This window comes from Candidatus Nanosynbacter sp. TM7-053 (assembly GCF_022828375.1).
In the GTDB taxonomy this organism is placed as follows: Bacteria; Patescibacteriota; Saccharimonadia; order Saccharimonadales; family Saccharimonadaceae; genus Nanosynbacter.
Genome location: NZ_JAJQJX010000001.1, coordinates 466,428 through 485,547, shown reverse-complemented (window position 1 = coordinate 485,547; position 19,120 = coordinate 466,428). Strand labels below are relative to the sequence as shown.

The 19,120-nt window shown below is 39.6% G+C and carries 18 protein-coding genes and 1 tRNA gene; 5 read left to right on the top strand and 14 right to left on the bottom strand.

All coding sequences use genetic code 11. From position 1 onward, the window contains the following. Window positions 1-77: 77 nt before the first annotated feature. From LRM50_RS02600 to LRM50_RS02580, 5 genes are all read right to left on the bottom strand, one after another. Complete coding sequence (locus tag LRM50_RS02600) at window positions 78-728, bottom strand: RloB family protein (protein WP_243809753.1); 651 nt, start codon at window positions 726-728, stop codon at window positions 78-80. Between the two features lie 12 nt (window positions 729-740). Further along, window positions 741-2,039 carry an AAA family ATPase gene (locus LRM50_RS02595; protein WP_243809752.1) on the bottom strand — a complete coding sequence of 433 codons (1,299 nt, stop codon included), beginning with the start codon at window positions 2,037-2,039 and terminating at the stop codon, window positions 741-743. 66 nt (window positions 2,040-2,105) lie between these two features. After that, a complete protein-coding gene (locus LRM50_RS02590; protein WP_243809751.1) occupies window positions 2,106-2,393 on the bottom strand; it encodes a hypothetical protein in 288 nt (95 codons plus the stop codon). An 82-nt stretch (window positions 2,394-2,475) separates the two neighbouring features. Further along, a tRNA-Asn gene (locus LRM50_RS02585) sits at window positions 2,476-2,550 on the bottom strand. Between the two features lie 41 nt (window positions 2,551-2,591). Next, a complete protein-coding gene (locus LRM50_RS02580) occupies window positions 2,592-2,924 on the bottom strand; it encodes a LexA family protein (protein ID WP_146424139.1) in 333 nt (110 codons plus the stop codon). 34 nt (window positions 2,925-2,958) lie between these two features. Here LRM50_RS02580 and LRM50_RS02575 point away from each other — a divergent pair, with 34 nt between their 5' ends. The 4 genes from LRM50_RS02575 to LRM50_RS02560 are packed head-to-tail and all read left to right on the top strand — an operon-like array spanning window position 2,959 to window position 7,984. Next, a complete protein-coding gene (locus LRM50_RS02575; protein ID WP_243809750.1) occupies window positions 2,959-4,356 on the top strand; it encodes an O-antigen ligase family protein in 1,398 nt (465 codons plus the stop codon). Beyond that, window positions 4,340-5,761: a sugar transferase gene (locus LRM50_RS02570; RefSeq protein WP_243809749.1), complete on the top strand. Its 1,422-nt coding sequence runs from the start codon at window positions 4,340-4,342 to the stop codon at window positions 5,759-5,761. Before LRM50_RS02575 ends, LRM50_RS02570 begins: the two co-directional genes overlap by 17 nt. Beyond that, a complete protein-coding gene (locus LRM50_RS02565; protein ID WP_243809748.1) occupies window positions 5,761-6,903 on the top strand; it encodes a glycosyltransferase in 1,143 nt (380 codons plus the stop codon). Before LRM50_RS02570 ends, LRM50_RS02565 begins: the two co-directional genes overlap by 1 nt. Beyond that, window positions 6,887-7,984, top strand: a complete 1,098-nt coding sequence (locus tag LRM50_RS02560) for a glycosyltransferase family 4 protein (protein WP_243809747.1) — start codon at window positions 6,887-6,889, stop codon at window positions 7,982-7,984. Before LRM50_RS02565 ends, LRM50_RS02560 begins: the two co-directional genes overlap by 17 nt. Window positions 7,985-7,991: 7 nt before the next feature. On the opposite strand, the gene LRM50_RS02555 is transcribed toward LRM50_RS02560, so the two are convergent. The 5 genes from LRM50_RS02555 to LRM50_RS02535 all read right to left on the bottom strand — a co-directional run bounded on the left by LRM50_RS02555 (window position 7,992) and on the right by LRM50_RS02535 (window position 12,528). Continuing rightward, entirely contained in the window at window positions 7,992-9,035 is a 1,044-nt protein-coding gene (locus LRM50_RS02555) for a mannose-1-phosphate guanylyltransferase (RefSeq protein ID WP_243809746.1), read from the bottom strand. 87 nt (window positions 9,036-9,122) lie between these two features. Then, window positions 9,123-9,998 (bottom strand): glycosyltransferase family protein, encoded by an 876-nt coding sequence (locus LRM50_RS02550; RefSeq protein ID WP_243809745.1) that lies wholly within the window; start codon window positions 9,996-9,998, stop codon window positions 9,123-9,125. 28 nt (window positions 9,999-10,026) lie between these two features. Beyond that, complete coding sequence (locus LRM50_RS02545; RefSeq protein ID WP_243809744.1) at window positions 10,027-10,857, bottom strand: sugar phosphate isomerase/epimerase family protein; 831 nt, start codon at window positions 10,855-10,857, stop codon at window positions 10,027-10,029. Window positions 10,858-10,881: 24 nt separating this feature from the next. After that, entirely contained in the window at window positions 10,882-11,748 is an 867-nt protein-coding gene (locus LRM50_RS02540) for a sugar phosphate isomerase/epimerase family protein (RefSeq protein ID WP_243809743.1), read from the bottom strand. An 18-nt stretch (window positions 11,749-11,766) separates the two neighbouring features. Next, on the bottom strand, window positions 11,767-12,528 hold the full coding sequence (locus tag LRM50_RS02535; protein WP_243809742.1) for an NAD-dependent epimerase/dehydratase family protein: 762 nt from the start codon (window positions 12,526-12,528) through the stop codon (window positions 11,767-11,769). 105 nt (window positions 12,529-12,633) lie between these two features. Between LRM50_RS02535 and LRM50_RS02530 the strand changes: the two genes are divergently transcribed. After that, window positions 12,634-14,748 (top strand): hypothetical protein, encoded by a 2,115-nt coding sequence (locus tag LRM50_RS02530; RefSeq protein ID WP_243809741.1) that lies wholly within the window; start codon window positions 12,634-12,636, stop codon window positions 14,746-14,748. 34 nt (window positions 14,749-14,782) lie between these two features. Here the strand turns inward: LRM50_RS02530 and LRM50_RS02525 are convergent, their stop codons facing one another. From LRM50_RS02525 to LRM50_RS02510, 4 genes are read right to left on the bottom strand one after another with little or no spacing between them, the layout of a single operon-like run. Next, window positions 14,783-15,607 (bottom strand): glycosyltransferase family 2 protein, encoded by an 825-nt coding sequence (locus LRM50_RS02525; RefSeq protein WP_243809740.1) that lies wholly within the window; start codon window positions 15,605-15,607, stop codon window positions 14,783-14,785. 4 nt (window positions 15,608-15,611) lie between these two features. Further along, on the bottom strand, window positions 15,612-16,601 hold the full coding sequence (locus LRM50_RS02520; protein WP_243809739.1) for a glycosyltransferase: 990 nt from the start codon (window positions 16,599-16,601) through the stop codon (window positions 15,612-15,614). Continuing rightward, window positions 16,579-17,709 (bottom strand): FAD-dependent oxidoreductase, encoded by a 1,131-nt coding sequence (locus LRM50_RS02515; protein ID WP_243809738.1) that lies wholly within the window; start codon window positions 17,707-17,709, stop codon window positions 16,579-16,581. Before LRM50_RS02515 ends, LRM50_RS02520 begins: the two co-directional genes overlap by 23 nt. Then, complete coding sequence (locus LRM50_RS02510; RefSeq protein WP_243809737.1) at window positions 17,702-19,063, bottom strand: hypothetical protein; 1,362 nt, start codon at window positions 19,061-19,063, stop codon at window positions 17,702-17,704. Before LRM50_RS02510 ends, LRM50_RS02515 begins: the two co-directional genes overlap by 8 nt. Window positions 19,064-19,120 lie beyond the last annotated feature (57 nt).

The following is a 19,120-nucleotide window of genomic DNA, read 5'->3' as shown; positions in this document are numbered from 1 at the left end:
AAACTGTGATACTAAAGTACAATTATTAGTTAATAAAAACTATACGAACTAGATAATGAACTTTTTTGATGATATACCTAGTCCTTCATGGATTTACGCAATTTTTCAGTGAGCAGATATACTGTTGTTGAAGGATTTGCATCTACAGGACTCTTTTTATCTTCAATAGCCTCCTTAAATATTTTTTCTGCCCGCTTCACCGCCATACTATAGTTAGAATTAATTCTATCAAAAACATCGTCACCATGAGTATAGCAGCCCAAATGAGATTTCAACTTTTTTTCAATAATACTTCTATGTATAGATGCTGAAACATCTTGTAGATGAAGTAAGAACCACAATTCAAATGAATCATTTGAATATGCTACCTGTATATCTTCTCTACATGCTAATTCTAGTGCACGATTAAATGTTTCCTTGTCGTTTGGTTTGCCAAGATCGACATCACGATCAAACACAACCCATGTCTCGTCACCTTTTATATAGCGTTTTTCTTTCTTATACTGCCCCCTTAATTCAATCGCCTTTTCAACCAGCCTAATCCTTGAATCTTGTTTATCGACAGACTCAATACGAGGTCCTGTTGTGCTCCTAAAATGTTTAAAATACCGAGATTCTGTTTTTCCTTCAGTAACAATCAAGAAAAATTTTCGCTCATCTAACTTTCCAGAAGGCCTTTTTCCGCTTAAAGAAAACTGACTTCTACTTTTACTGCTAGAATGAGTCATGTATCACCTTTATTAAGCTTCCCAAGATTTTATAACAGGCACCGCACCAAACCTACCTTCCAAATAACGCTTGGCAAGATCGTACTCCTTTTTTGTTTTGTATTCCGATAAACATCGCAATACTGAAGCTTCACCAGCGCCTTTGTCTGCAAACCAAATCTGATCTCGCCGCAGATCAAGTTTGCCGTTTAGGGAATTCTTTGCAAGAAGAAAAGTTTCATGACTTGTAAAAATAAGTTGAGCTCCATATTTATTTAATTCAGGGTTTTGAAATATCTCAACTATTCTTTTAGTCAAGAAAGGATGTAAGCTTGATCCAAGCTCATCAACCACAACCACCTCGCCTTTATTTAAAGCGTCCAACAACACAACTGCCAATATAAATATCTTTTGTGTACCCAAGGATTCATTACCAAAATTAAAGTTCCGACTCTCTGTAAGCTTATTGCCACTATTGTCATAAATAAAATGACTCGACTCTACTCTATAACTAAAGCCAGCTCCATTAGACATTGCCCTTTTTAACTCCTCCGGAATACCAGCTGGTAACTCAGCAACGCTTACTTCTGACTTGTCTATGAATATATCGTTTATGCCTATGTCTGCTTTATTTATGAAATTTATAACCTGCATTCGTAATTTTTCATCAATAATACAACGCTCTAATATATAACGCCTCAATTCATCAATATCGGTACTATCTATAATTTTTATTTGTTCTTTTACTATCTCAAGTAATTTATGTGAGTACGGATCCGCCAAATTGGCAAAGACGTTGACAGCTAACGCCGTACCTAAGACACGCCTCGATAAAGGCTCAAGGTCGCCTTTAACCGTACTGTCAAACGTAAATTTATTACCGCTTCTTTCAAAAATCATACGCGAGCGTCGATTTGTTTTCGGTCTGTCTACTATGCTAAGCCATTCAGAAACTACACCAGAATTATCAACTTCAAATCCATAATTATACTGTGAAACAGTATCTTTATCCCATAAAGATAATTCAAAATGTATTGGCTGACTACTATTATCGGTGTTTAGCAAGAATGGTTGTAAAAGTGGATGTCTATTAATAGGAGAGCCTACATGGTCTGTATTTAACATTGAATCTATCATACACGAAAGAGCTTTAATAATATTAGACTTTCCTCCAGCATTCTGGCCAAATATACCAGCAACAGGTAAAATATCATCTTTGAAATCGGTAGTTGATATTGCAATACCATCATTTTTAAGTGGCTCTGCTAACAAGGATATGTTAGCTGTTTCCTTGAATGACCTGTAATTTTTAATAGTGAAGTCTATAATCATAGTGTTCACATTGTATCATATTATCCTCTATAAAACAATGAGTAACGCGAAAAAATCGCATACTTGCTAAAAATATCTATAATTTAGCTTAATTTTTATTATTATGACTGCAGTAAGTATCCAGTTTGGTAGATGAAGTCTTATAATTCTATTTACAGCCTTTTTACAGCTCCACCTACTATGCTCACCAGCATGAATCTTCGCAAACAACTCACCACCTTCGCTGCCATTGGCGTTCTCAACACCGCCGTTAATATAACTCACTGTACTGCTACTATTGGCCGTCATCATTTCAACCACCGCAGCTATGCTATCAATAGGCAATTCACCTTCAAAACTAGCCGCCACCAGCATCAGTCTGATGTGGAATTTTGTGTGGTACCGAATCGTATTTCAAGGAACAAAGAAAAAACACCTCCACAGAAGTGTCTTTTCTTGGCTCCGGCAGCTGGGCTCGAACCAGCGACCTATTGGTTAACAGCCAACCGCTCTACCACTGAGCTATGCCGGAATATGTCTTGTATTATAGCGAGTTTTTGAATAGTTGTAAAGTTACTGACGGACAATTTCCAATGCTTTTTTTAAAATCTCCACTTCCGAGCGTGATTTTTCGTCGTCCTCGGCTTCTCTCTTCTTAATTTCTTTCGCTAAATTCTGCCACCAAACTTCTTTTTTCTCACTACTCAGCGTCAAAGATCTAACTTCGCCGTCCTGCTTCTCCAAAAATCCCGCAGCTACCAAATTATCAACATGTTTTGCTACCGTCGACACCGATTTATACCCCAAGGCGCGCATAATTTCCCGAAGTGTCGGACTGTAGCCATTGCCCTTTATAAATCCATCGATAAAATCCAGCATTATTTTTTGCTTTTTCGTCAGTTTCATATCTAAAGTATACACCATACGCTATACTTAAAATATGGCAAAAAAATACATTAACGACGTTCGATTCTGGCTATTGGCTATTATTATTTTTGGCGGCGGCTTTGCCCTGCATCCCAGTGTCGGCTTATCAATTCTGGATTTCCCGTCACTACGCGTAGGATTATATCAAATCGTCGCCGTAAGCCTACTGCTATTTTCCTTGCCATTACTACTTAAAAAACGCCAAGAACTACTGAAAAACCGATGGCTAATCGGCGGATTTTTGGCAATTTTTATCGCCATTGTCGTCGGCGTATTTTTCGCAGAAGCACGCCTGCGCACCGCGTTATATTCATTATCGCTATTATTCTTACTCACCGTCGGATTATCCGCTGGCTTAATTTATAGTGAATTGTCAAAATCAGAAAAACGTAAACTCATCAGCGTCGGACTGTGGAGCGGGCTGGTTTTTGGGATTTTAGCGATTATTCAGCTTATCGTCGCCACTTTTGAGCCAACGGGATTTGGCACGCTTTGCGCTGGTTGTAAAGCCGACGTTTTTGGATTTCCACGAATCAATTTATTCGCCGCCGAACCACAATTCTTCGCCAATTCTCTACTTCCAGTATTTTTCATTGCGCTCTTTCAATCAAAATCTCGCCTAGCCAAATTTAGCCTATTTTTCACAACTCTTGCCATATCTTTAACATTTTCCCGTGGCGGATTTTTGGCAATTTTTATCGCCATAATAGCCTTATTTATAATCGCTTTCGTAAAACGAATTGACGCATCTTTGATTCGTAAAAAACTTCCAATCATCTTCACTGGATTACTATTCGGATTCGTCTTATTATTCTCGTCAGCCAACATTAGATACGCCAACACGCCCTTCATCACGCACAATACCTTCGTCAGTATGGTCGATCAATTATCTCTCGGGAAAATTAAGATTCCGCAAAAATCCGTCACCAAAAATCCGTCACCAAAACCCGCCGAAAACATTCCACCAAGCAACAGTTCTTTCCAGCCTGCCGGTTTTGTTGAAGCTTCCGCCAATGACAGACTCAGCGCCAGTGACTTAGCCATAAAATCTTGGCTGTCATCACCACGAACGTTCTTCTTCGGCGTCGGACTCGGCAATCTCGGAAATTTCATCCAAAAACACCTTCGCGTAAACGTCCCAGCAGACCAAACAGTCTACGTTTTTTACATATTATTACTCAGCGGCTTAGGAATTGTTGGGCTATTTACCCTTCTAATCGCCCCATTGATAATCATATTTTTCGCCATAAAAAATATCCGTAAAATTAAAGCTCAATTTATCTTGTCGCTGACTGTCGCGATGTTTGTGCATTTTTGGTTTTTTGGCAGTTTTATAAATACGATTCATTGTTTTGCTATAATCGGCATATTTTTGTATAATTACCCCAGAGATTATGCGGAAAAAGTCTGATTTTTACTTCAAAATTGTTCTGGTCGTTCTTGATATCCTAGCTTTATTGAGTGCATTTACTATTGCCTATATTTTGCGAATTTCCCTGGATCCTAGACCATTCCATATCAGCATCAACGCTATAGATTTTATCACTTCCATCTTTATGACGCTGCCATTATGGATTGTGATGTTCTATTTCTTTGGCTTATACGACCGAGAGATTTACACGCACCCATTGCGAAACTTTGGACGAATACTTTTGGCATCAATCACTGGAATTATGATTATGATTTCTGTGACGTTCTTTACTAATACTCCATTATTCCCAGCCAAGCTTGTCGCGGTTTACGCCACTGGAATTGGCTTCATCTTACTAATGATTTTCCGCAGCGCCGCCAATATCGTTCGTCTGAAACTATTAAAACGCGGCTTGGGAGCTCGCCGTGTTGTATTAATTGGCAATTGTGATTTAACTCACGTTTTGACTGATTTCATAGAAACTAATCCGTTAACTGGTTTTAAGATTAGCGGAATTGTTGCGCAAACCCAATTCATTCCTATTGGATTAAAAAAGCTTCGACGCTCGTCATTAGAGTCGGCGCTCACCAGAGATAAAATTGACGTCATCATCCAAACCGACTCAAAAAACGTTAGCGAACATTATCAAATTGCCCAGAAACATTATCTGGATTTTTATCAAGCGCCAGAATTCGACGGAATTATGACCACCAAGCACACTATTGATATCATCGACTCCGTGCCGCTAATTCACACTCATCCGACGCCGCTAATGGGTTATGGGCGAATTGTTAAGCGAATTATGGATATTGTAGGCGGGACAATTGGGATTATCATCGCCTCGCCAATTATGCTTTTGGTGGCAATTGCCGTAAAAATCAGCGACCCGGCGGGACCGATTTTAATGCACGGCAAACAACAAAAACGCCTCACTCGCTACAATCGACCGTTTAAGGTCTACAAATTCCGCTCACATTATGCAAAGTTTGATGGCAAAACCGACGAAGAAGTCTTTCGAATGGTTGGCAAGCCTGAACTAATTGAAGAATACCGTAAAAACGGCGACAAGCTTGATCATGATTTTCGCGTGACGCCAGTTGGTCGGTTTATTCGCCGCTTTAGCCTTGATGAATTGCCGCAATTGTTTAACGTCGTAAAGGGCGACATCAGCCTGGTTGGACCGCGAGCGCTAGTACCGCACGAATTAAGCGCCTACGACAAAAAACACGTTTTATTAGCGGTCAAATCAGGACTCACTGGACTGGCTGTAGTGTCTGGCCGACGCAGCATCAGCTTTGAAGAACGGCGACGAATTGACTTATATTACGTCCAGAACTGGAGCATCTGGATGGACATCACGATTTTATTAAAAACCTGCTTGGTTATTTTCCAGAAAGATAATTAATGAGTAAGCCAAAAATTGCCATAGTTCACGATTGGATTTACGGCGGTGGAGCCGAAAAGGTCGTTTTGGAAATTCACAAATTGTACCCAGATGCGCCAATTTACACTTCTTTTTGTAGTGATGAATGGCGAGAAAGGTTAGATAATAAAGTCGTTACTGGCTATTTACAAAGATGGCCGTTTTCAAAAATCCGACGATTGTTGCCACTTCTTAGACAGTGGTGGTTCGCTAAGCTTGATCTTAGCGAATTTGACATTATCATCTCCAGTTCGGGAAATGGCGAGGCAAAATTTGTTCGCAAATCCAGACCAGATCAACTTCATATTTGTTATTGCCACACGCCAACGCATTTTTATTGGCGACATTATGACGAATACATCAAACGACCAAGTTTCCGTCCGCAATGGCTGGCACGCCTAGGCTTAAAAACCCTAGTTCGACCACTGAAAAAACGAGATTTCAATGCCGCTCAGCAAGTTGATGTTTTTATCGCCAACTCTACAGGAATTCAGGCTGATATTGAAGAGTTTTACCAGCGAAAAAGTACGGTTATTTTTCCACCAATTGACGCGTCGAGCTTTTCGCCGCTTGCTAAAAATCGCAAGCAAATATCCATCCCAAAAAAACCTCGCTGTCTAATTTGGGGGCGAATTGTACCGATGAAACGGCTTGATATTGCTATTAAAGCTTGTCAGAAACTTGGCTGGCAATTAGATATTATCGGAAAAGGGCCTGATGTTGATAATCTAAAAAATATCGCCGATAAACACGCTAACTTCTTAGGCTTCGTTGATAATGCCACACGAGAAAAATATATTAAAAAAGCAGATTTGTTTATTTTTTGTTCACACGAAGATTTTGGAATTGCGCCAGTTGAAGCGTTGGCATCTGGCATTCCAGTAGTCGCGTATGAAGCCGGCGGTGCACTTGATTATATAAAACCTGAAAAAAACGGCTGGTTCTTTTCTGAGCAAACAGATTCTTCATTGATAGAAACCTTAGAGAAACTTCCCGGAAAAAAAGTTTCACCAACAAAAATCTCAGTCACGGCAAACGAATTTTCAGCTGCAATTTTCCATAAAGCGATAAAAAATATAGTTGATAAATCATGGAAGGAACATTATCGTGAAAATCGTAATTGACGCCCGAACATTAAGGACTAGCACTGGTCGGTACATCGAACGGCTGATTCATTATTTGCAGAAAATTGATAATAAAAACGATTATGTTATTCTGCTCAAGCCAAAAGATTTTGACAGTTGGCAGCCAAGCAATCCAAGATTTCAGAAAGTTATTTGCCCATATAAAGAATACTCTTTTGCTGAGCAAATCGGCTTTAAAAAACAACTTGAAAGTCTTCATCCAGACTTAGTTCATTTTGCGATGGTTCAGCAGCCTGTTTGGTATAATTCCAGTCCAGTTGTCACTACAATGCAAGATTTAACCACTGTTCGTTTCAAAAATCCTGATAAAAATCCTGTCGTTTTCTGGATTAAGCAGCAAATTTATAAATGGGTCAATAAAAAAGTTGCGAAAAAATCTTCGCATATCATCACAATTTCTAACTTCGTAAAAAATGATTTGATTAAATTCACCGGTGTAAGCCCAGAGAAAATTACTGTAACTTTGGAGTCTGCGGATGAGTTACCAAAAGGCAACGAGCCTGTTGATGAGCTGATTGGTAAAAAATTCATTATGTATATCGGTAGACCGACGCCACATAAAAACCTTCGACGGCTAATTGACGCATTTGCTTTGTTACAGAAAAAATATCCAGATTTAACGCTGGCTTTGGCGGGTAAAAAAGATAGCAATTACGCTCGCCACGAGACATATGTAAATGAGCGTGGAATTAAAAACGTCGTGTTTACTGGATTTATATCAGACGAACAATTGCGCTGGATGTACGAAAATACGGCAGTTTATTGCTTCCCTTCGCTCAGTGAAGGATTTGGTTTACCAGGATTAGAGGCAATGCTACACGGCGCGCCAGTCGCTTCGAGCACAGCTACTTGCTTGCCAGAAACCCACGGCGATGCCGCTCACTATTTTGATCCTTTCAGCGTCGAGGATATAGCAAAATCAATTGACGACATCTTATCCGACGACAAATTGCGCAATGAACTAATTAAAAAAGGCAAGAAACACGTTAAGACATTTTCATGGCAACGCATGGCCGAGCAAACTTTGGCTGTGTATGAAAAATATGGTCGGAAAAGTTGAGACTGAGCTAAGCCTGAAGCTTCTTAGCTATATCGCCACATTTAGCCGCAACATCCCTGCGCGCTACTAGTACGCCATCGGACGTATTGACGACTACCACGTTATCAAGACCGATTACCGCTACTGGTTTATCTGGCTGTTCATTACGAATGTAAGTGTTGTCGATGTCAATAGTATGAATATTCTCGCCGCGAACATAATTGTCGTTTTCATCCTTAGCTACCGCATTATGTAAATCCTTGAAATTGCCAATATCCATCCAGTCAAAGTCAGCCGACACTACCGCCAATTCGGCTGCTTTCTCGATAAGAGCAATGTCAATAACTTGATTATCAAGCTCTAAGTACGTCCTATTGTATTCTTCGCCACCAAACTCAGCAACAGAAGCTAAGGTTTGATAATTTGACCACAAATCAGGAGCGCTTCGTTTCATCTCATTCATAAAAACGTCAACTGAGCCAACAAAATAGCCACAGTTCCACAAATAGTTCCCCGACTCAACATACTGCTTCGCCGTATCATAATTAGGCTTTTCTTTGAACGACTCAACGTTATAAACACCCGCTCGAGCATCAATCACACCATCGCGTTGAATATAGCCAAATCCAGTCGACGGGAAGGTAGGCTCAATACCGATAAGCGTAATGCAGCCGCGGTCACTAGAAACGCGCGCCGCCGTATCGAACGAATGGGCAAAACCTTGAATATCGCGGACGTTGTGATCGGAATGAATAAAAGCAATAGGCTCAGTGTGATCGTGATTACGATTGATATAATCTAAGGCAAATATAATACAATGCGCAGTCCCTCGTCGTCCTGGCTCAATCAAAAACGCTTCGTCTGGCAATTCTGGCAGTTGCGCTCTAAGCGCTTCAGCGTGACTGGCTTCAGTTACTACATAAACCGTATCACCAAGCTTCCTCGCTCGATCATAAGCTTGCTGAACCATAGTACGTTCACTGGTCAATGCTAAAAGTTGTTTCGGTTGAGTAGAAGTTGAAAGAGGCCATAGACGCGTACCTGAGCCACCAGCAATTATTACAGTTATCATACTACATATTATAGCGGTTTAAGCACATAAATGCTATCTGTTTCCGAGCAAGGATAAAAACTTATTTGATTAAATATATTGACGACTCTAATTTTTATAGCCAAATTGTCTTGATTTATCTTCTAGCACACCAAAAAAGTCTTTTATCTCCGCGTCTGTCGGTTTTACTGACATCAACGCAAGTGATCCTAGTACCATTTTACGCAAATCAGCTGCTTGCTGCTCAGCTTCAGGTCTTTTTAATAGATAATTAAGCTGAAGTGCAAATTGTTCATATCGCTTCCTATCGAAAGCAGGATTACCTGTTTCCTGCTCAACCTGAGCTTCTGGATACATAAGGTCGGCTTGGATATCACCTACACGTTCTCCATTAGCTCTTGCAGCTAGGGGATTATCGTACATATAAATCCAGTTATTCATCCCCGGTCTATCTGATGGGTATCTTAGCAGATGTTGCATTCCTTGACGATTATAACCTCGTGGACCGGCAAGCGCATCCGCTGGCAACCCTAGTGTACGCTCAAGCACCCAGCCAGCCAATTCTTCTGTGCGCCGTTGGAATGGCGGCATTGATTCTTTCGAACGCTCCGTCCTTCCAACAACAACAATTGAATGATCATCAAGCATATCAGCAACCTCACGAGCTATCGCTGGTGTTGATGGCTTTTCTGGTTCATGGGTGATAATTTTATCCCCACCTTGATCTAGTACGTATTGTGCGCCCTCTTGACGCTGACTAGCAATTCCTGGTTGACGAGCGGCCAGAACAGTAGCTCCACGGGCACGTAAAGCACCTGCAACTTTATTATCAGGAGACCCATCAACTACAACAAGTGGCAATTCCAATCCTTTCCATTGATTTGCGGTATCAAGCGCAATCTCGAAACGAATATCATTAAGATCAGGATAATATGTTCCAGTCACACCGACAATCGGCGCTCCTTCTATAATAGAACTTTTCACACCTAGTATTGTATCACATTGACCTTAATTAGTCAAGTTTATCAAAAATATTCCGCACAAACGAAACAGCGTCTTCCACGCGCTTCACGTTCTCGCCCTGCTCGCCTGGACGCATCTCGATTGAAACAACACCGCTATAATCAATACGTTTTAACGCATCAGCTGCGGCACGATAATCAACATCATCACGATCGTAAACTCGATCCAGCATAGGAGCGCTAATATGGAAATGCTTCAATATATCGCCATTATCTTGTATTGATTTGCTAATATCATCGCCCGCTAGAGCCATACATGCAGTATCAAGATGCAGGCCAATTCCTTCCGAGTTGATTGTGCGAACAAGTCGTGCGCCCTCATCCGCCGTTGTTATATAATCACAGTTATATTGAGGAGCGTTCGGCTCGATACAAAGCATCGTATTATACTGCTTAGCGGCATCACCAAGCTCAGAGAAAAAGCGATTGGCAATATTATCTGCCTCTTCTGTCGACATTCCGCCTCGCTGTCTATTCTTTGGCGATCCAAAAACTAATCGACTAGCGCCCATATCGCCAGCTAATCGCAAAAAATCAGCGAGGTATTGACGTGTTTCATCACGAAGCTCGCTTGATTCAAACATTTTAAGATCAGGTCGCGCAAATAACATCGACTGAAAAGCTACAATCTCAATATCGTATTTCTTCCACCATTCGATATACTCATTGATCTGTTCAATAGTAGCCTTAGTTGGATCACTCCAAATCTTAGTTGGCGCAATCTCAATATAACGCACGCCAAGCTCTTGCAGTTTAGCTGCAACATCCACCTCTTCTTCGTTAGTCCAGGCAATATTTGATATAGCTAATTTCATATTCATATGATGATTATATCACTACTAATCCTAAAGACCACACTGTTCTTTAATATATTCAATCTCCTGACCAATAACATGCGAGTCTAGAGGGCCGCCCATCTCAATCGATACCCAACCATCATATTTAGCCTTCTTAATGGCCGTTATGTAATCCCCTTGGGGAATTTCTGGCGCAAGCGAAAGTCGCGCTAACCCTGGAGCACTAATATCGATACCGCGCACATCATACCCGCTAACAGTCAAACTTAGACCTTCAGGACCATCCTTAGCACCATACATCGCTGCTGTATCGGGATGAATTCCAAAACCCGGATTATCAACACGATTAGCTAATTCCATAGCATCATTTAAGTTTTCGACAAATTTATTACCATAACCCGATAATGGCTCGAACGCTATTTGAGTACCATTATCATAAGCCACGGTAGCAACCCTACCAAGTAATTCAGACGCCAAATCCATAGCCTGCTCACCACTCAACTCACTCGGGTTGCGTAATCCAGGTGAACCAAACGACATTGAATCCGCACCAATCTTACCAGCAAGTATAGCTTGACTTTCTAGATGCTCTGCTAAACGATTACGCTCATTCTCACTTCCAAAAAGTGACATTCCCTTAGCTCTATAAGTCAAAGACTGAAATCCAAAAACTTTCAACCCAAGATCGCCAAGTCGTTTAGAATAATCTTCAGCATCTTGCCCCATCTTTTCAATACAGTCCTTACGATCCTGCCCAGAAAGATCGGTAATTTCCGGTAGGTGTGGCCAGATAGTTGGAGGCGCAACTACTATTCCATCAAGTCCATTCTGATATACACAATTTAACGCTGCTTGTTGGTCTTCACCAAAAGCGATGTTTGATATTGCTAATTTCATTGAATCTACAGACTTCATATTTATATTATAGCATAATTACCTACTTCTTGCAACAAACTTTTTAATGTCATCTAACTCTTGTTCTTTTGTATAGAGATATTCTCCCTCACCTCCATAAACAGACGCGTATTTACTATGCATATCCCAATATGCAGGATTTATTCCCTCTGGCTTATTGGTAAAATCTATACCAAAAGCAACCTTCGCAACTTCTCGCGTACTGACTGGTGGCGTAGCAAGATTGACTAATGGTAAATTATTCTCCAAAGCAATGTTAATATCTCGCCAGATGTTATCAAGATTATAATATTGGTACATACCATCAGCGTGTATTTTTTCAACCATATTGTTATTCATCAGATCATAAATAACATTCTTCTTCAAACCGTCACCAAATAAACCCGGCAAGCGGACAATAGTCGTGTCAAAATTCTCGCGACAAAATTGCTCAAGATAATACCTGTTAACTCCGTACGGCAATAGACCTTCTGTTTCAATAGGCGTATCTTCATTGGCGCCATTTGGATTTTTATAAACTCCAACTGTTGAAATTAGTACAAGTTTCTTAATTTTCGCCTTTTCGATGTGCGATATAAAATCTTCAATTTCTGCACGATCAACTTCTGGCTCTTGATTAATTCGCCACATCTCAGCACGATTCGCGGCGCTAACCACGAGATCATACTCTTTACCTTCAATATCAGATATGTTCTTACTATTATAATAATCGTCAAACTCGTGTTGGTTCTTAATATTTCCGCCAACAAATCCAGTGTATCCAATCAGTGCAGTTTTCATTAATATAATTCCTCCTATATTTATTATAGTAGATTTTATATAAAAGACATAACACTAGTTAGTATAGACATATCCCTGATATCAATTTAGAATAGTTTAAGTAATATGAATATACGTAAGACTCTAAGTAATATAAATCTTAAACGAGCGCTACTTTTTACTGCAGTATTTGTAAGTGTCGTTTATATACTAGTTTTTGTAATTTTTGCTACGCTTGCAGCACTGGGAAACGGCTTAGCTATGGATTCGTATGCAGCCAATGGAACTTTCCAATTATACAACCCACTCCGTCGCCTACTGGACGGTGAAGTTCTGGCACGAGATTTCCCATTCTTTCACGGAGTCGGAGTTCCACTTCTTCATTTTCCATTATTTTATATTATGGGACACAATTTATTCGCCGTGGAAGTTGCAAAATTGTTAGTATCGCCAATATTATTCCTCGTTTCGTCCTTTTTTCTGTTTTGGGCTTATTTTAGAAATGTTAAAAAATCCATTTTCGCAACTAGCATATTCACAATAATCTCTATTGACGCTATTGACGCTATTTGGGCAGGCAATTCTCTTCTCGGCCTCAGAACAACATTCCCGTTTATCGCTGTAGCTTTCATGTTATGGCGTCCGAATTGGCAGATGACTATTGGCAAAAATAAAATTAACCTCTATTATCCTATTTTATATACAATTATGGGACTTTCTGTCGCGTGCGGCACTGAACAAGGACTAGCCTTTATTCTTGCTTACGTTATCATTAAAGCCATTCGATACATTCGCTCAAAAGAAACCACAAAGAAAAAGATAATGATGTTTTTCGGAGAGTTGTTTGGTGTGGCAATTGCAACTTACGCCATATTATCAATTATGACGCTCGGTCATGCACACGACGCGCTTCGTTACGCATTGATTGAAGTTCCTAAAGACCAAGGGTGGTATTTTGGGGCTCCTCCAAATAGTTTCCTGCAATTAAATACCCTTGACCAGCTAGTCACAAAAAGAATGTTACTTTATATGTTACCTGTTATGATAGGCGGAATTGCTGCATATATAATAAGCATAAAGAAAAAAATATTATCCAAAAAAGAATTTTCCACCTTTTCTATATTATTGCTGTATGGAATTATAGTGTTCGCCGTCTCTATAACTGGCTATTGGGCGCCTGGCGCACAACTTATACCATTAGAAAGAGCTGCAGGGTCTATTCTTGTAATGGTCTTAATTTACGCAGCGGATAAAATAATCCGAACAAAGAAGACGAACGTTAATGCTATAAATAAGAAAGTTTCGTTTATAGTGTTCGGACTACTACTCGGCTGCGTAGTTGCTATTGGATACAACACGGCGATATTCCTGCAAAAAATTAGCTGGATGCCAGTAAAACACATTGTCACCGAATCAAGGAAGGCTAGACATTCTACTGACAACTCTGAATACGTTAGTGTTACGTGGAAAAAGCGATTAGAGGCTTTTGCGCCGTACATTAAAAATGGTGCTAGTATCTGGTCTACTTACACCAGCGTTTATGACTCTATTCACAAGCAGAAAAACGGATCTTCGGGAGGGGAAGACTATATTATACATGCATTAGGCCCCGATAGAAGAGATAAATACACTAAAGATTTTATAGAGCAGAAACCTGATTACGTCATAACATTAAATCCGTCATATTTTGTTTATGAAGAATGGCTATGGTCGCGTCATTGGCAATTTTACAAAGAACTTTTGAATAATTATACCGTAATTGCGACAAATGATTCTCACGTATTATGGAAACGCCAATCTGATAACGCAAACCAGAAAACCACAATATACCCAGAACGTCACGTGCAAAAATCTTCAAACGGAGATTACGTTATTAACACCGGCACTGGCAATAATATTAGAGTGTTTGAGATATCTGTGCGTTACAAGGCAAAAAGTACCTTACCTATGACCTCTAAGCTGCCGAGATACCTATTGGAAATATCTGGATCGTCGCTACAGGAATATCCAATATCACTGCCACCGTATAACACCAGTTGGAGTTTTCCAATAGCGCTAGGACCAAACGACTCATCTGTACGAATCTCGCCTAAAGCCTACAGTTTGATACCAGGAGTTTCGTTCGAAATACAAGACATGTCTTATCGCGAGATGCCTGTTAAAGAAGATAACTTATATATCTATAAGAGTAACTTCTGCCTACATAACGCCGATAAATGTGTAGAAACTAATAAACACTAATCGCGAGTGGTTTAACAATATTATCGTAAACGGACTATTTTTTAGGCTTACGATATTTTCCAGCCACCGCACGAAGTAATACGTTCATAACGTGCATATTCCCCTTGATTGGGCTAATCTTCGTTGGTGTTTTACCCTTCTTCGGATATGTTCGTATAACTGGCGTTTCAGCCGTTTTATACTGCTTACGACGGCTACTTTCAATAGCGAGATAATAATGAAGTTCGTAAGTTTGAAATATATCACGGAATACAGCAATATCTGGATCTTTGAGCAATTTTGCGCTATAAGCACGGAATCCATTTGTCGTATCGGTATGTCTTTTTCCAGCCGCAAGACTTATCAATGGCGCGTGAATAAGATGAAGACCAACTTCCCTCGAGAGCGGCGTATTTACAGCCTTACCGCCTGGTATAAATCGTGAGCCTTGGACGTGATCATATCCTTGGTCAAGCAATTTAATAAAGTTAGGAATTCTTTCTATACTATCCTTGCCGTTTCCATCGACAACCACAACGCCCTCATAACCTTCAGAGAGAGCCCAAGCAAACGCCATTCTCATCTGTGCGCTCAGTTTACCCTTACCTTTTTTCGTCAATAAAGCTCGCACGTCTTGAGACTTTAGAAAATCAATCCCAAGCGACCCGTCAGTACTTCCGCCGTCAGCCACCACGATATCGATTTGCTCAGCCAGCGGTTTCATCTTCTGTAGCTGTTTTTGGATGCGCTCTCCTTCATTGATAACAAAAACACACACACAATATTTATGCTTCTTCTTATTTATCTCATCAATTTCAAACTCTGGGAATTCCCATTCTGGATGTAATTGATTTATTTTCTCAGAAGTTATTTTACTCATATTATTACTCCGAAAGATTTTTCCTTTCCGTATCGGCAATAGATACCGTACTACTTAATTCATCCATCACTATATATGAAGCATCGTCTCGCGCCTCTTTAAGTATTTTTCCAACATATTCCGCTAATACAACCAAAAACATAAATAGCAAGAAAAACATCACAGAAAGCTGTAAGGACATAGTTGTCCATCCCGCAGCCACGTCGCGCTTAAATACTGACACACAGACAACGTATAATGCGTAAATTAGATTAATAACACTAGCACCGACGCCAACCCACGACATAGCCCTTAGCGGTTGAGTGGAGTGGCTAGCTGCTATATCTATAGCCTCCAACACTCCCGTGCGCAGTTTACGTGTCTTTACTGGATCTATTTTTACTTCATAGCGATATTCTGCGCATTTATATCCAATTTGACGAATCAAATGACGAATATGTCCATCGTGCCTATTTGTAGTAGAAACAGCTTTTACTGCGCGCCTACTGAGTGCGATAAAATATGTCGCGGCGGCAGGAATATCAACACCAAGATATCGACGGTTATACCAATAAAATGTTCGCCTACCTAAATCATCTTTCTTTGTATGGTTAGTTGCTATTCCATTAACGATATCGTATTTCTTGTTTTCTTCGACGATAGAAGGTATGGCGTCTATTGGGTCAATTGCTGGGTTGGTCAATACTACATAATCACCAATTGCTCCTTGAATGCCAGCCATAAGAGCGATGTCGTAACTATACTCCCTAGACATACGGATTAAGCGTATGCACGGCAACACCTTCAACATATCTATTACTTCATTTACAACTTCTGGCTTCAATTCATTATCTATCACGATAATTTCGTAATTTTCATAACTACCACCAAGTAATTTCGATAAATCCGTTAAATATTCACCCAAGCCAGTATAGTTACGATCAACTCCAACCACAACAGATACAAAAATATCTTGTTTCTTTACAGTTTTATTAGTTTGCTTTTTCTTGACCATATATCCTCCTCAATTCCTCAAAAGCATCATAAATATTATCTAATTTTCCGCCCATAATACAAATATATCCATCGTTGCCAAAGTCATTTCTGAACAATATCGGGCGACTATCATCGTCTTCACTCTTCACTAAAACTGTCTTCACTTCAACGATAGATTCACGATATTTCATATCTTTCAAGGCTGGAATAAACCTCACAACATCATTATACATCTGCCTATAGTTTGATTTAAAGGGGCGATTTTTCAAATATTCATGAGTTTTGATACGCTCGGCGCTAGTATTTTCATCATCAATCCACGATTCATGTGGTGTGTAACGAACGTGCGAAAGAGTATATAAATTCTTCGAAGGAAATGGCATAATCGAGAAAAACGGACCATCCATCACCGTTATGCTAAAATCCTTAAGCTGCCGGGGTAGCTCAACAAGACACATCTCGGTAATTTCATGCTTAAGTCCAACTAGCGGCAATCCAGATGCACGATGCAACGTATTGATATTTGAATAAGTACAGTTTAAAACAAAATCTGCTTCATAATTACCACGATCAGTAATAACATTTATTTTACCCGCGCCGCCAGCAGGCAATTCAATTTTGCTGACAGATTCTCCAGTATGAATACTAATGCCCTTATATTTATTAATGCGCTCTACCAAAAGTTCTCTTAGCTTTCGTGAATTGAACGCGTATTCTTTAACCTTAAAAACCTCTTCAATCAACGACGGATTAAACATTTTTTCTATATCATGCGGAGCACGCTCAATTTCAGAACCAATCTTTTCGCAAAAATGTTCAAACTGCTTAGCGTTAACCTTTGAAAGATGCTTAGCGATTCCATAATATTTCTCAAAATTAGATACTACAGCTGGACCGTATTCATCAACAAAAACTGGGAAGTTAACCGCTGAACGAAACCCAGTCAAAACACTGCGAGGATAATGATATCCATTATGGATGCGCGCCTGATTCACGTAAGAAGCTCTGTCCATCAACGCAGTTTCTTTCTCGATAATAATTATATTATCTACGCCAAGCTCTTCGTGCAGATATAGTGCTATTCTTAGCCCATAAAATCCACCGCCAATAATAACTGTACTATTCATATTTCACCGTCCTTTTTACTACATAATCAGCCCATAACCCAATCAATATATATACGAACAATAGCAGAGGTATGTAGAATATAATGCCGTTTATGTGAGCGTGTGGTAATGCGTGACCCGGCATAAGAGCAAGCCAACAAAAAGCTCCAATAACAGAGAAATTCATAGACCAAAGGAAAGATCTGCTATATTTCTTACCAATAATCTTTCTGGAGCTAAGAATAATCAAATACCCAAGAATAGTCCAGAATAGAATAGACTGTATAAACTCGCCAAACATACCATTAATATGTACAGGCAAAGTAATTGCTGGCAGTAGCAAATAATTAACGACATTTACAATAATATACTTATACGTTTTTCCGCTATTATTAGCCATATTGTCCAGATTAACTATTTTATTTATGAAGTTATAGGATTCAGGTCGTAGGATTTTAAAATTACCGACGGCATATGCCCTCATAGAACGTATACCAGAAATTCCCCTATCCGACGCCCTGGCATTTATGGCACTTGCGGCTTTATCAGATGATCCGTAATAATCAGTAAGCGACACAAAGTTTACCCAATAAGCACCAAAAAACGCGACAACCGTAGCAGCAAACACGGGCACTGCTTGCTTCCAAAGATTAATGATTTTCACGTTTTTATGAACTAATTCAAAGAATATTATAGGAACTAATACTGATATAGCGATTGTCGATACATATTCATATCCGTTCAGTAGCTTGAGGAACATAGCTACAGATTCGATAATGTAAAATAACCAAAGTTTTTTTGATTTCTTAAAATATTGATAGCCAACAAAAGATATTACAAACGGAGCTATCAACAGCGGTTCTATCCAATATATATTGCGAGCATACCCAGTAATCCAAGGACTAAAGGCCAGCATCACAACAAAGACAGAGGCGGTAATCCTACCGAATAGCGCTCTTATTTTTTGAACAACTAAGGCCAGTAAAAATGCGGTAAGCACAGCCAGGAATATAGACGCTCTTTTGATGTAAGCTGGAATTTTGGAAGCATCATTCGGAGATAATCCAGCTATAACTCTCGCCTGTAAACCGTATTGAGATACATAAGGTTTTACCTGAGACGGATTACAATCTTGGCTCATCATTATCTTATTGTAATCTTTACTGTCAGTTGCTATTAACGGACCTTTGTAATCATATTTATTTTTGCAATAAGCAGTTTTCTCTACTATGGCAGACGAATCTTTCTGAAAACCGTCAAACCATCCGTTCCATAGTCCTGTTCCAAAAAAATTACCAATAAATGATATTGATAATATAAACCAGACTACAAAAAAGAAAACTACCCCAGGTTTATTCTTACTCCACTCTTTCATTACAAGTATCATAATAGCACAAAATAGACTAAAGAAGCTACCTAGTCTATAATCTGA